We start from the raw sequence: 13331 nt of genomic DNA, 5'->3' as shown, positions 1-13331 counted from the left end.
CTAACGAACATGGACGCAGCTGAAAAGGTCATTTACCTCGACGTCATTGACTACAACGAGCGATTTGCAGAACGCGTCATTCGCGGCTTTGGAGATAAAGATGTGAAGGTGAAGTTAAACAAGATGTTTGAAGAACGGTATCCTACACAGCCTGCTGAATAACTCTTGGTGGGGGAGGCCTCCCCCACCAAGAGAACCATCTCACCGATGTCCCAGAAGAATACTTTTACTCTTTTACACAAACTTCTTGACGCTACCCCTTTGAGGAAAACAGACCCATTGTAGTCGAAAAACTGACCACAATGTCTTGCCTTTGAGGAAAACAGACCCATTGTAGTCGAAAAACCGACCACAATGTCTTGCTTTTGAGGAAAACTGACCCATTGTAGGCGAAAAATCGACCATAATCCACAAACCAAGCTCACCTAGCGAAAAGCAGGATCGTGCGGAGGCGGGGATCGGCATTCCTCTCCAATTCTGACTACTCTGCTCCCGCCTTCAGCGTAGCGGGTTGCCTATACTTATGCATAAAGAGTCGGCCCGGCGCCCTACTTGCGGCTGCGCACATCCGCTCCGGCTGCAGCAACAGTAATGCTTTTGCCGCCAGGGCCCGGAGAGCCGCCTTCCCGCGGCGGCGGGGAGAGGGGGGCCCGCACCAGCATAATTACCCATACCAGAGACAACGCTCCGAAGATCGGGTAACAGATGCCCAGCAGTGAGCTGAACCCGAACTGGCTTAGCAAATAGCAAATCAGCATCAGAAGCGGCGTGATCAGGGCGGAGGCGACCGGCAGACGCTGCCGGAGCTGAACCCCTACGCCGTAGATGCTGGCTACAAACGTACTGAAGATTTCCAGGAAGATCAGGAGCAGATAAATGATTTGCACCAGCGGGCCCAGCCGGACGGCGATGCTGCCCATGGGGATTTCATACTGCAGAATGCCCGGCATTTGCGAGCTCATGGCAAAATGTGCCGATAACAGCATGAATCCGATGCCTGCTCCGCCGAGGATACCTCCGCGCACCAATTCCTTCTCTTCAGCCGTATGGCGTGCGAGCGGTACCAGTACTGCCTGGGCCATGCCGAGGTTGAACGCCGTGTAGAGCGCGGGGGACAGCCACGCGCCAACCGTGCTTTCGTCCGTCTGCAGGAACAGGAACCGCTCTACGCCCGGCAGGCCAAACGTATTAAAAATTATTATCAGCGACAAAGACAGCATTAATGGCACAACCAGGCTGTTAATTTGCAGAACGCCGGACATTCCGCGTTTCAGCAGAAAGTAGGAGCCGAGAATAGTAATCAGCAGCCCGGCCTGGTACGGCAGGCCCAGATGCTCCTCAAATATGGCTCCGGCTCCTGCGAGCATAATGCTGTTGACGCCGATCAGAATAAACATGGTGAACAGGCTGATGGCGCTTCCGGTACGTTCACCGAACAAATGGCGGTTGAAATCTTCGTAGGACTCGGCGGCGATGCGCCGGGCGATGATCATCATTTTGGTGCCTAGCCAAATAAAGAGCACCGCAGACAATAGAATTGTCAGCACGGCCCAGTGCCCGTATCTGGTGAAGAAGCGGAGAATTTCCTGGCCGGTGGCGAAGCCGGCGCCGACAATGGTACCGATATAGGTAAAAGCGATTTGCAGGACACGGATATGGGATTTCATGGCTCCCTCCTTTGAAATGCAGTGCCCCGCCTGCCGGCTGGCGCCGGAAAGCGTGTGTGACCTTGTCTGTTTATATAGTACAGGTTATGATGAGTAGAGAATGGACATGACTTCCGTCTTGCTTTAAACAGGGATTAGCAGAGGAACGTCCGGATTAATGAGGTAATGGAGGGTCAACGTCATGGAGTTATTGAAACAACGGATTTTGCAGGAAGGGGTTGTCGTCTCGGATCAGGTGCTGAAGCTGGATGGTCTCCTGAATCATCAGGTCGACCCCGAGCTGACTGTGGAGATGGGACGGGAATTTGCCCGGAGATTTGCGGATGCCGGTGTAACCCGGGTGGTGACAGTGGAATCCTCGGGGATTGCCGTGGCATTTGCCACCGCGCTGGAAATGAAGGTGCCGCTTGTATTCGCCCGCCGCAAAAAGACGCTGCTGGCCGATCCCGACGCCTTGTGCGAACGCGTGCCGTCTTTCACCAAAGGAATCGTTACGGATATTATGCTGTCCCGGCAATATATTTCTCCGGAGGACAAGGTGCTGTTTATTGACGATATTATCGCCAACGGCGACGCTGCGCGGGGATTGATCAAGATTATCGAACGCTCCGGAGCGGAGCTGGTCGGATTAGGCGTCGTGGTGGAGAAATGCTTCCAGGCCGGTGCCCGCACCATCCGGGAGCAAGGCGTACGTCTGGAGTCACTGGTCAAGATTATGTCGCTTACCGGCGGCGAAATTGTCTTCGGCGATTAAATCGTGACAATTACAGAAACATTGCCTATTTTTCAAACATCCGCTTTTCACCCCATGACTTTTCCTTTATAATAAACCTTAGACATAGGAGAGGAGGCGTCACAATGGGGAAAGAACCGGTGACAGAGCAATTTTTTATTGATAAATTAACCGAGGCCAAAGATCACTTCGAGCGTGCTCTGGATTGTAAACATACGGAGTTCGACGATCTATATCCCTATATGATCGAACATCCTCAATTTTTCTGGTACAAACGTTATGTCGCTTGGTCGGAGCTGCTGACTATTACTGGCTTGTGTGAAGAGCTGGATTTCAACTGGAGACAGAATTTCACGGATCATCAGGTGGAATACCTGGAAGAGCGAGTGATGTCCGCTAAAGTTCTTGACTTTTGGTTCGAGAAGAATGAAGCGCTGATATAGACCTTCATCAGATATACATTTAGTATGCAGTATCAAGAAGCAGGCCCTGGATGATTGATCCTCAGGGCCTTTTTTAATCGGAGGGAACGGCGGTTATGATCAGTGACGAACAGCTGGATGCTTACCGGATATCCGGGGAGAAGATCCGCGTGGTGCGCGATGCGCTGGAGAGTAATGATATCAGAGGAATTGTGCTCGCCTGGGATGACACCCAGGTGATGGTACGCCGGCCCAATAAGCGGGTGGTCAAGCTGGACCGGAATTACGTGTACCAGCCGGCCAAGGAGCCTAGAAGGGCTCCGGAGGAAGCTTAGGGAAGGTTGCTTATCTAAGAAATTTACTATACGAAGACTGTATTAAAAATAAGGGGATGTCACACTCAGCACTGCTGAATGGGGCATCCCCTTGTCTCATGCACCGTCAGTTGACGGATAACGTTAAATCGAAAGAGCCATCTGTTCCACGTGCGTGTCCTTGGTCATTAGCGCTACTTCCGGGGTTAATCCCAGATAAGCACGCATGCGCTGCATCATCTCCTGGCGGAAGCCGGGCCAGGCAATGGTCATCTCTCCCGCATAGCCGCGGCAATTGTACCTGGCCTCAACGCCGCGCTGATCCTGGCAGACCGTCGTAATCTTCACTCCACGTGAAGTCAACTCGCGGGTGACCTCCTGCAGCATTACAGAGGTCTTCTTGGTAGCGCCGGATACCAGCTCCATGTAAAGCTGCGGCGTCTTGAGCAGGCCGCTCTTGCCGATGACACGGCAATCACGCTCAAATACTTTATGGATAAATGTAAGCAGCAGGTAGCTTCTGACAAGGGACGTTTCGTCTATGGTTATTTCCTCGGGAAGAGTTGACGTATTGAAAGTTGATGTTTTTAAAGTTGCTGTATTTAAAGAGCGGGTCTTGGTAGTCGCCATATAAATCACCTCATTTATAGTATGCGAACCTTTGTTCTTATTATACATCTTTCCAGGTTTTGAAAGCAAGAATTATGCAAAAAATGTTTAAAAAATATTTAATAAAAATTCCTTGACTCCAAATGCTCAGCATGATAAGATCTATCTTGTGGCCGCGAAAGTGGTATCATCAAAAACGCGGTCGTGGCGGAATTGGCAGACGCGCACGGTTCAGGTCCGTGTGGGCTAACCCCCCGTGGAGGTTCGAGTCCTCTCGACCGCATACCTACAGAAAGGCCCGCTGGTTGCTTCGGCAACAGCGGGCCTTTTTTGTTTTTGTTTTCTCACAGCACCGATACCGATATTGTAGACTACAGGGTGATTTCTGTGCATGGAGTTAAATGAAAACCATTTACTGTAATCGCGATACATTGGCTATAATTGCTTCATTTCCTCGATCGTCTCACTTTGGATAATTACTGCCTGCCCGTTCTCTTCACCATAGCTCAGCCGCTCACGGCCTTCATATCTGGTGCCGGTAGAATCGGTGTACCGATAGGTGATGAGTGAAGTATCGCCTTCCGACTGAACGGTGTAATCCACCACCCACGGGCTGGACCAGCGGATGACGTTGTTATCCGGATCGCCGGTCTCGAGCGCTTGCAGATTGCGGTATTCTTCCTGCAGCTTTCCGCTCATGATCTCAAGGCGCTGCTGTCCGTCTCTGGTCTTCCAGGCTTCCGCCCACTGGAGAGCCAATTGCTCCTTGATGCCGTCAGAAATGACTTCTCCGTCATGTACCGTGGTCACGGCTTCGGCAACCTGCGGACTGCGGCTGCTGCCGGATAAGGCCGCCGGAGCAGCCGAGACGGCTGTAATGCCCGCAGCAAGGGCAAAGGTGAGCAGCAAAGCGGCGGAAATTTTGTGGTTTCTGTTCATGGTGAAAGCTCCTCCTTGATCATACCGGCGACAATGCCGGATGTATATTTTGTAACAAAATATGGATCATTGAATGCTATGCTGACGATTACAGAGCTCTAAGGCTCGTAATAAATGCCAGCAAAGCGGGTGGTCAGCATTAAAACATGGCAATGGCTTGTTCTTCTCGGCTGTCTTCTGACGATGACCTCATGTGATTTACGGGAGGATTACCCGAATGCAGCAAGGCCAGATTCCTCTTACCGGGAATGGCGGCAGGAGGCGGAGCTCGCTCTGGAGGATCATACTTACGCAATTCCGGACTACATTGCCGGGACCGGCCCGCTTGAGCTGATCTATGACCCGTCCTCGCCGGTGTTCGGATTTGAGCTATACCGCTCGGATACCTACGGGATTTCCAATAAGCTTAGCGGTGTACGTACTGTTCATGATCCGTACTATTCTTATACCCTGCGGCCCTATACTGACCCGGATCAAGCGCCGGCTGCGGCGGAAATCTTGTCCGGTTATGGCTGGGGTGGCGAGATCAAGCGCGAGCAGGTGAATGATCAACTGTCTATCCTTAACGATAATATATCAGAGTATAAAAGTGGTAACATTACCGTTTACGAAATAGACGAAGATGTGCGAAATGTTGACAATTCTGAAAGAATCAGCGGCTTTCTGGACACAATGCCTGTCGATTCCGCTCAGGTGCTGGTCGTCAGCCTGGAAGGGCGCATGAATCTGGCCTTCTATCTTCCGGCCGGGAAGGAAATGGCCGAAATCCGGTTAACAACCGATGATCTGGAGGAACTGCCGTTGTTCCTGAGAGAAATTCCCTGAAGACACAGGCAGCCGCCTTCCGGACGAACCGGAAGGCGGCTGCTTTAATTGGCTTGGCTGCCGGCCCGCATAAGGCCGGCGTCGCCTGAGACGGGCGCCTTATTTGGCACCTTCTGACAAAGGCTCGGAGACAGCGGGCTTTTTCTCCGTAAGGAAGTAGAACATCGCGAGAATCGGCAGGAGTGCGCCGAGCAATGCACTGAGATCCCAGCCACCCCGGGCGTACGACCAGCCGCCGAGACTGGAGCCGATGGCGCCGCCGATGAAAAAGATCGCCATGAACAGCCCGTTCAGCCGTCCCCGCGCTTCGCTGCCCAGGGAATAAATGATTCGCTGGCCGAGCACAAGGTTGCCCGATACGGCCATATCGAGTGTTACTGCGGAGATCAGCAGCAGTGTCAGTGCGGCGCCCGAGTTGCCCTGGACAAGATAGACAAGCAGGAAGGACAGGACGGCAATGACTAGCGCCAGCGCCGTCATCGGCCGGGTGAGCCCTTTGTCTGCCAGCCGTCCGGCGATGGGGGCTGCGACCGCACCGCCGACGCCGACCAGTGCGAACAGGGCGATTCCCTGCTGGGACATGCCGAAATCATCTGCAAGGCGTAAAGGAACCGTGGTCCAGAAGAGGCTGAAGGCTCCGAAGAGGCAAGCCTGGTAGAAGGCCCGGCGGCGCAGAGCCGGAGTATGGGCAAACAACGTGCCGAGAGAAGCGATCAGCTGGCTGTAGCGGACGGCATGGTCCGGCCGGCGCCGGGGCAGAGCGCGGGAAAGAACGAGCGTCAGCAGAACGATTATACCGGCGGAGAGAAGAAAGACAGACCGCCAGCCCCAGAGGCTGGTAATAAAGCTGGCAAGCGGCCGGGCGAACATGATGCCCAGCAGGAGACCGCTCATGACGTTGCCGACGACCCGCCCGCGCTGCTCTTCAGAGGAGAGGTAGGTGGCATAGGGGACAAGAATTTGTGCAACTACCGAGCCGATGCCGACGACCAGCGAAGAGGCCAGGAAGAGCGGAGCGCTGGCTGCGAAGCCGGCGCCGAGCAACCCCAGAACGGCGATGCCAAGAAAGATGACCGCAAGTCTCCGGTTCTCCACAATATCGCTCATCGGCACGATGAACAATAGCCCGGCTACATAACCGATCTGGGTAATGGTGACGATAAAGCCCGCAGCTGCGGGGGAAAGACCGGTCGATGCACTGATCGGGCCTACCAGAGTCTGGGCATAATACAGATTGGCGACAATGAGGCCGCAGGCAGCGGCCAGCAGAAACATCATCCAGCTTGAAATGCGCTGCGGAGCAGCTTGAGTTGCCGGTTTCATCAAAATCATCCTCCTTGAAATAAATACTGAACGTTTAGTTTATTAATTCGATAACCCAATGATATACTGAACGTATCGTTTTGTAAATAGGCGGCATGAATTTTTTTCTGTGGAGTTTGAATTTTACATAAGTGCTGCTTTTATTTTTCCTTGGTGCTGTTTATTTAGTAAAATGAACGTATAGTATTTGAGTTTGGTATGATTACAGTCCCCACATAAAGGAGAGCGCTTAGATGAATGTGAAAAGAGGACGTCCGCGCAACATGCAAACCCAGCAGGCGATTCTGACAGCAGCTTATGAGCTGCTGCTGGAAACGGGCTTCGCTGCGGTGACCGTAGAGAAAATCGCTGAACGGGCAGGGGTCAGCAAAGCGACCATCTATAAATGGTGGCCGAACAAGGCCGCCGTTGTCATGGACGGCTATCTGTCTGCCGCTTCGGCGCGGCTGCCGGTGCCGGATACCGGTTCCGTATTCGAGGATATTGTGGAGCATGCGGCCAATCTGACGCGGTTTCTGATTAGCCGCGAAGGCAAAATCATCACGGAGATCATCGGTGAAGGCCAGTCTGATCCGGGACTTAAGGAAGTGTACCAGGCCCGGTATTTCCAGCCGCGGCGCCTGGAAGCGCGCCAGCTGATGGAGCGGGGGAGGGAGCGGGGCGAGCTGCGTGAGGATACCGATATCGGGCTGTGTACGGACCTGATCTATGGTCCGGTATTTTACCGGCTGCTGCTGACGGGAGAACCGCTGGATGATGCTTATATCCGGCAGCTGGTTACCGCAGCTTTTGCAGGCATCGGAAAGATGCAGAGATAGATGCTCTGTCATAATAAGCAGCCGAGAGTAACTATGGAAAGTATGCTTTACATCAACGGCTGCTGATGTTATGCTTGTTATGGAAAGCGAACTTAACATATGCGACAGGGGTGGGTAGATGCTGAACCGGCTGGAGGAGCTCCGCAAAGAACGCGGAATCAAGCAGGAGGAGCTGGCCGAGGCGCTGCAGGTGTCCCGGCAGACGATCGGTTCGCTGGAGAACGGAAGGTATAATCCTTCAATTACACTGGCCTTCAAGCTTGCCCGTTACTTCAAGCTCTCCATTGAGGATATTTTTATTTATGAGGAGGAGCCGCAATGAATAAACCGGTGTGGTTGGAGAAAGGTCTTCTGATCCTGGGGGCGCTGCTTATTGCCGCCGGGGTGCTGGCAGCCCTTAAAGGCGCCGAGGTCTGGGCCGGACTGGGACTGGGAATCGGTGCAGGGCTGGTCGGCGCCAATACGGCAACGGCCCTGATGCGGCGCTATTACCGCAGACACCCGGAAGAAGCGCGGCAGAAGCGGATTGAGCTGGGTGATGAACGCAATATGGCTATCCGTTATCAGGCTAAGGCCAAGGCTTTTGACCGGATGATTCTGATGATGATAGCCGTACCGTTCCTGCTCATTGCAGCTAAGTCCCCACTGTGGCTGGTGTTATCTGCGGTTGGGCTGTACCTGCTGGCCTATCTCTTGCAGATCATGTACATGGTTAAGCTTGGCAAGCAGATTTAGGGAGGCGGAAGAGATGCCGGAATGGGTGAAGCTTTGGCTGCGGCGTGAATTTCTGTATATGCTGCTGCTGACGCTGCTAATGATAGTGCTGGCTTTAGCTGCACAGCGGATCAACCCCGGGATTGCAGTCCTCGTGCTGGCTGCAGGTGTGGCAATGAGTGTATGGCTATGGAAGCAGGAGCTCAGCGTTAAAGTACTGTACAGGCACAATGTGCTTAATGTGGTCTGTGCGCTTGCGCTGGCCGTATTGATACCGGCCTTACTCAAGATCGATCTGTCCGGATATCTCTCGATCCTGTCCGCTGTTATTGTTGCAGATATGCTCAGCTTTCTGCGGATCGGGCGCCGGACACCCAATGCCAAGCTTATGGGGAACCGGCAATCCCTGGCCCGGCTCTCCATCTGTCTGCCGCTGCCGGGCAGACCCGGCTTAACACCGATCATCGGTGTGGGCGATCTGATGTTTTACGCCCTGCTGACCTTAGCTGCACTGCAGTTTCCGCAAGCGCTGCATCCATGGATAGCACTGCCGCTGGTTGTATTGGGACAGCTGCTTGATATTGTCCTTATTGTGGCCGCCGAGCGCAGGAAAGGGTACAAGGGCTTTCCGGCAACATTGATGCCGGGTGTATTATTTATTATTCTGATTGCGGCTAATTTGCCGTAAACACTCTGATATGAGCAGGGTGTCAGGCACGTAATGTGCCGGGGAGGCTGATAGGATGAAGATTATAGCGCTGGAAGAAGCACGCAAGCAGGAATTTGTGGAGTTCTGCCGGAGGAACCGCAGCAGGCTGGATGAATCTTTTCTGTATGATGAGGATTTGGAACAGTTCAGCCTGTCGCCGGAGAATCCGACTTACATCGCGGTGAACCCGCAGGGGATATTGACGGGGGCGGCTTCGCTGATCCTGGGTGATTACAGCAAGCAGGGACGGAAGGGGCGTTTCCGGATTCTGCATGCGGAAGAGGGCGGAGAAGCCGGCATCTACAGTGCCCTGCTGCAAGCCGTCCTGCCGCATACGGCCGGCCTGGATAAGCTGAATATATTTGTACTCACGACGAACAGTACCGATATGGACAGAATTGCGGAGGCCGGCTTTGCAGTGGAACGTTACTCCTATATCCTGGTCCGCGAGGGAAGCGAGGCTCCGGAGATTGCACTGCCGGAGGGGTACACGCTGACCCCTTTCCGGCGGGGGCAGGACGAGGCGGCCTGGTGCGGGGTGCGCAATCCCGCATTCGCTACGCTGAAGGGCAGCGAGACGCCGCAATCGCCGGAGATGGTGGCCAAGCTGGCTGCCGGAAGCGATTATCTGGAAGGCGGCATGCAGCTGCTCCTTCATAATGGCAAGCCCGTCGGTATCGTGCGCGGTGCCAATGACGAATACGAGGGCCGCCCGATTATGAATATCGGACCGCTGGCGCTGCTGCCGGAGCACCAGGGCAAGGGGCTGGGCAGAATGCTGCTGCGGGCGGCGCTCCATTACGCCGCAGGCCGGGGGTACGGCGGAACGATGCTGTGCGTCAATGCGGAGAATGAGCGGGCCAAGGCGCTGTACACCAGCGAAGGCTTCCGCGAGGTCGAGGCCGCCGCTTGCTACGCATACTTTTTGCAGGAATAGGAATGGAGGGTTCTGTGGTGGCATCGCCGGGGGAGTGACGGTATACTTATCTTAATCATGTCCAATTTATACCTGATAAGGGGATCATTCGATGAAGATGAGCAGGAAACCCCGGGCGTTTATTGGAAGCTCGCGCGAAGCGATTCCTTACGCTCAAGCGATTGCCGCAGGACTTGAATTCCAGGTCGAGGTGAATGCCTGGTTCGCCAATACCTTTCTTCCCAATGACTACACGATGGAAGCGCTGGACCGGGAGCTGGATGCCAATGATTTCGGGATTTTTGTCTTTGCTGCCGAGGACATCGCCACCATCCGGGGGCAGACGTATTTCGTTACACGTGACAATACCTTGTTTGAGATGGGGTTATTCTGGGGGCGTCTCGGACGCAAACGGGTCTATTGCATCATCCCGAATGTGGTGCCCGCCGGCGATGAGACCCGCCCTGTCTCGCTGCATTTGCCGTCCGATCTGGAGGGTCTCACCCTGCTGAAGTATATGGCCGACCATTCCAGAGGACCGGAAAGTGCCGTGACAACGGCTTGCGGACGGATTCTGGCGGCGGTGGCCCAGGAAGGCCTGTTCAAGCAGCGGCATGAGATTATGGATGAGCTGGAGGCCTTGCAGCTGCGCAAGGACAGTGTTCTGCAGTCACTGCTGGAGTATCTGCGCAATGTGACGATTCCCGATGCCGCTGAGTGTTATTCCGCCGCAGCCGAAGCCGTACGCAATACGATTCTGCTGCCGGAGGGGTTCCGGGTCACAGGTGCAGCGATATGGACACGCGTCGATGATGAATACATCGGCCAGGTAGGCGGCAATGTCGGAAGAGGCCGGCGGTACCGCTTGTCGGAGAATGAAGGCAAGTCGCCTGAGGACGAGCAGATATTTGTCCTGAAAATTTACGGCACCCACAGCTGGGCGTTCTTTGGCCGGAAGCAGATTGCCCAGATTTATGTTCTGTGCTATGCTCTGGGCAAGGAGCATGTGCTGTCTGTACATTTTTCGGGTAATCGTGAACTGACCGCTGAACAGCTGAAATTTTATGTTGAAGAGGTTAATCATGATCTGCTGTCCGCCATCAAAGAGCTTATAGGAGGGATTTCCAGTGAATAAACGACCGCGAAAGACCAATGCCCGTCTATTCGGAACCGGTCCTGTGGCGGCTCTGAGACGGGAGGCGGGCTTGACAGCCCCGGGCAAAGCGGGACAAGAGCTGAAGACAACAAGGTATGTGGGTCCGTCCGTTGAAGGGATAGACGTGCAGTACATCGAGATTGTGAGCGGTGAAATTTCCGACCGGAAGCCATCATTTATCCGTTAAGCAGGAATAATATAATATTATATTGCATGAGGCAGGCGGAGACGTCTGCTTTTTTGCTGTCCGCAGAATTATCTTTAATTGTAGATATTTTTGACAGTATGGTATTTAATTGGGTTAATCATTGAAAGCAAATAAAATCCATGAACCCGGTGTGAAAGGAAGCTGGTTATGAGAACTCTGGTGATTGTTGACGATGAGCCGTCTGTGGTCCACGGGCTGCGCACCTATGTCGATTGGGGGCAGCTGGGCATCTCGCTGATCGGATCGGCCGATGACGGCGATACCGGCCTGGCCCTGATCCGGGAGCTGAAGCCGGACATTGTGCTTACGGACGTGCAAATGCCTGCCATGGACGGCATTACGATGGCGGCCGAGGTCCGCGAAGTTCTGCCCGGCACCAAAATCGTCTTCATCAGCGGGCATAATGATGCCGAATATTTAAAGTCGGCGCTGCAGATTCATGCCGCCGATTATATCTTCAAGCCGGTCAGCCGCAAGGAGCTGGCTGCGGTGCTGAGCCGGGTGACGGCGGCGCTGGATGCCGAGGAGCGCGAGCGGCAGCGGGTGAAGGAGATGCAGGTGAAGCTTGTACAGAGCATGCCGCTCCTGCGCGAGAAATTCCTGCTCTCTGTAATCAGCGACAGCATGGCACCGGACGCGATAGAAGAGAAGCTGCGCTTCCTCGGGCTGCCGCTGCATTCTTCGGCGGGCTACATCATTATGGTCATTGTGATCGACGATGTCCCGCAGGTGATGGATACCCGCTCGGAGCGGGATAAGCAGCTCCTGTCCTATACGGTGCTGAACATTATCCAGGAGCTGATCGACGCGCAGATGCGCGGCATTGCCTTCGAGAAGGAGGCTGGCGAGTATGTGGGCATCCTGCTGCCCAGGCGGCGCCTGCAGGGCCCGGGCGCCGGGAACGGCAAGCCCGGTAAAGCGGGGGAGACGGGAGAGGACGGGGAAGACATTGCCCGGAGAGACAGCGGGGTGAGCGCGAGGTATCACAGCAGCGATGGCCACGGCGGCAACGGGGAGGACGGATATCCCGCCGCAGGAGGCGGGGCGGATATGGAAGAGCTGACGGATAGCGAGCCTTCGCCCGAGCTCGAGCTGCTGACGCTGGCGGAAGCCATCCGGGACAATCTGCGCAAATATCTTAAGCTTAGCGTTACCATCGGGGTAGGGGAAGGCGTAGAGCAGCTGTCAGAAGCGCCTTCCTCTTACAGGCAGGCGAGGGGAGCCGCCGACCAGAAGTGGTACCTGGGCAAGAACCGTATCCTGACCATGGATAATATAGAGGGCGCGGAGCATCTGCAGCACCGGTTTGCGGCGGAATCAGGAGAGAAGGTCACAAGCCTGCTGCGGGCCGGGGACCGCGAGGGGCTGCAGGGCGAGCTGGCGCAAGTTTTTGCGCGGCTGGAGCTGAACCGGGGCGCAGGACCGCGTTATGCCCAGAATGTCAGTCTGCACCTGATTCTGCAGTCGGGACAGGTGCTGCTGGAGCTGGGCGGCATGAGCCCGGAGTGGGAGCAGCGCGAGCTGGAGGCCTGGAAGCTGGTGATGCGGCAGGAGACGATGCATGACCTGCTGGAATATACCGCGGCTTATCTGCAGCGCGTATGTCAATTTGTACAGGGAAAGCGCAGCGGCAAGGCCGGCGATATCATTGAACGGGTGCGGCGGCTGATCGAAGCGCGGTATGCCGACAACCTGACGGTGGCCGACATTGCCGGGGGCGTATATTTGAGTCCCACCTATGTCAGGCTGCTGTTCAAGCAGGAGACGGGCGAGACGCTGTCTGAATATTTGACCAAGGTCCGCATTGACAAGGCCAAGCAGCTGCTGCGCGACCCGCAGCATAAATTCTATGAGGTGTGCTCTGCCGTCGGTTATACCGATCCCAGCCACTTCAGCAAGCTGTTCAAGAAAATGACCGGCAGCACGCCAAGCGCCTACAGGGAGCGGCATTTATGACGCGTGCGCCGCTGGCCTTATT

General features: G+C 54.8%; 16 protein-coding genes, 1 tRNA gene and 1 pseudogene. 14 read left to right on the top strand and 4 right to left on the bottom strand.

Annotation, left to right across the window (positions count from 1 at the left end; genetic code table 11):
* Window positions 1-162: pseudogene (locus tag F1379_RS30765) on the top strand (IS256 family transposase); the annotation flags it as partial.
* Between the two features lie 386 nt (window positions 163-548).
* Here F1379_RS30765 and F1379_RS26580 read toward each other — a convergent pair.
* Window positions 549-1667 carry a YkvI family membrane protein gene (locus F1379_RS26580; protein WP_150275490.1) on the bottom strand — a complete coding sequence of 373 codons (1119 nt, stop codon included), beginning with the start codon at window positions 1665-1667 and terminating at the stop codon, window positions 549-551.
* Window positions 1668-1848: 181 nt separating this feature from the next.
* On the opposite strand from F1379_RS26580, the gene F1379_RS26575 reads away from it, so the two are divergent.
* The 3 genes from F1379_RS26575 (at window position 1849) to F1379_RS26565 (ending at window position 3157) form a co-directional block, all read left to right on the top strand.
* Complete coding sequence (locus F1379_RS26575; protein WP_150275489.1) at window positions 1849-2421, top strand: xanthine phosphoribosyltransferase; 573 nt, start codon at window positions 1849-1851, stop codon at window positions 2419-2421.
* A 104-nt stretch (window positions 2422-2525) separates the two neighbouring features.
* Window positions 2526-2843 carry a hypothetical protein gene (locus F1379_RS26570; RefSeq protein ID WP_150275488.1) on the top strand — a complete coding sequence of 106 codons (318 nt, stop codon included), beginning with the start codon at window positions 2526-2528 and terminating at the stop codon, window positions 2841-2843.
* A gap of 95 nt (window positions 2844-2938) precedes the next feature.
* The gene (locus F1379_RS26565) at window positions 2939-3157 is read left to right on the top strand and encodes a hypothetical protein (RefSeq protein WP_150275487.1); all 219 of its coding nucleotides are present in this window, start codon (window positions 2939-2941) and stop codon (window positions 3155-3157) included.
* A gap of 123 nt (window positions 3158-3280) precedes the next feature.
* Here F1379_RS26565 and F1379_RS26560 read toward each other — a convergent pair whose 3' ends face one another.
* Complete coding sequence (locus F1379_RS26560) at window positions 3281-3766, bottom strand: YhjD family protein (RefSeq protein ID WP_239004835.1); 486 nt, start codon at window positions 3764-3766, stop codon at window positions 3281-3283.
* A 177-nt stretch (window positions 3767-3943) separates the two neighbouring features.
* Between F1379_RS26560 and F1379_RS26555 the strand changes: the two genes are divergently transcribed.
* Window positions 3944-4028, top strand: a tRNA-Leu gene (locus F1379_RS26555).
* Window positions 4029-4180: 152 nt separating this feature from the next.
* Here the strand turns inward: F1379_RS26555 and F1379_RS26550 are convergent.
* Window positions 4181-4684 (bottom strand): hypothetical protein, encoded by a 504-nt coding sequence (locus F1379_RS26550; protein ID WP_150275486.1) that lies wholly within the window; start codon window positions 4682-4684, stop codon window positions 4181-4183.
* A gap of 114 nt (window positions 4685-4798) precedes the next feature.
* Between F1379_RS26550 and F1379_RS26545 the strand changes: the two genes are divergently transcribed.
* Window positions 4799-5509, top strand: coding sequence for a hypothetical protein (locus tag F1379_RS26545; RefSeq protein WP_150275485.1), 711 nt, complete (start codon window positions 4799-4801; stop codon window positions 5507-5509).
* A gap of 99 nt (window positions 5510-5608) precedes the next feature.
* Here the strand turns inward: F1379_RS26545 and F1379_RS26540 are convergent, their stop codons facing one another.
* Window positions 5609-6832, bottom strand: a complete 1224-nt coding sequence (locus F1379_RS26540; RefSeq protein ID WP_150275484.1) for an MFS transporter — start codon at window positions 6830-6832, stop codon at window positions 5609-5611.
* A 233-nt stretch (window positions 6833-7065) separates the two neighbouring features.
* Here F1379_RS26540 and F1379_RS26535 point away from each other — a divergent pair, with 233 nt between their 5' ends.
* From F1379_RS26535 to F1379_RS26500, 8 genes are all read left to right on the top strand, one after another.
* Window positions 7066-7650, top strand: a complete 585-nt coding sequence (locus F1379_RS26535; RefSeq protein ID WP_150275483.1) for a TetR/AcrR family transcriptional regulator — start codon at window positions 7066-7068, stop codon at window positions 7648-7650.
* 118 nt (window positions 7651-7768) lie between these two features.
* Entirely contained in the window at window positions 7769-7972 is a 204-nt protein-coding gene (locus F1379_RS26530) for a helix-turn-helix transcriptional regulator (protein ID WP_150275482.1), read from the top strand.
* Entirely contained in the window at window positions 7969-8385 is a 417-nt protein-coding gene (locus tag F1379_RS26525; protein WP_150275481.1) for a hypothetical protein, read from the top strand. Before F1379_RS26530 ends, F1379_RS26525 begins: the two co-directional genes overlap by 4 nt.
* Before the next feature lie 13 nt (window positions 8386-8398).
* Window positions 8399-9052 (top strand): hypothetical protein, encoded by a 654-nt coding sequence (locus F1379_RS26520; RefSeq protein ID WP_150275480.1) that lies wholly within the window; start codon window positions 8399-8401, stop codon window positions 9050-9052.
* A gap of 55 nt (window positions 9053-9107) precedes the next feature.
* A complete protein-coding gene (locus F1379_RS26515; RefSeq protein ID WP_150275479.1) occupies window positions 9108-10010 on the top strand; it encodes a GNAT family N-acetyltransferase in 903 nt (300 codons plus the stop codon).
* 91 nt (window positions 10011-10101) lie between these two features.
* Window positions 10102-11124 (top strand): TIR domain-containing protein, encoded by a 1023-nt coding sequence (locus F1379_RS26510; RefSeq protein ID WP_239004834.1) that lies wholly within the window; start codon window positions 10102-10104, stop codon window positions 11122-11124.
* Window positions 11117-11332 carry a hypothetical protein gene (locus F1379_RS26505; protein ID WP_150275478.1) on the top strand — a complete coding sequence of 72 codons (216 nt, stop codon included), beginning with the start codon at window positions 11117-11119 and terminating at the stop codon, window positions 11330-11332. The genes F1379_RS26510 and F1379_RS26505 overlap by 8 nt, the downstream gene beginning before the upstream one ends.
* A 168-nt stretch (window positions 11333-11500) precedes the next feature.
* Window positions 11501-13309, top strand: a complete 1809-nt coding sequence (locus F1379_RS26500) for a response regulator (protein WP_150275477.1) — start codon at window positions 11501-11503, stop codon at window positions 13307-13309.
* Window positions 13310-13331: the final 22 nt, after the last annotated feature.

It is taken from the genome of Paenibacillus tepidiphilus, from assembly GCF_008635795.1.
Taxonomy (GTDB): Bacteria; Bacillota; Bacilli; order Paenibacillales; family Paenibacillaceae; genus Paenibacillus_AQ; species Paenibacillus_AQ tepidiphilus.
This window is presented reverse-complemented; position numbering and strand designations above follow the sequence as displayed.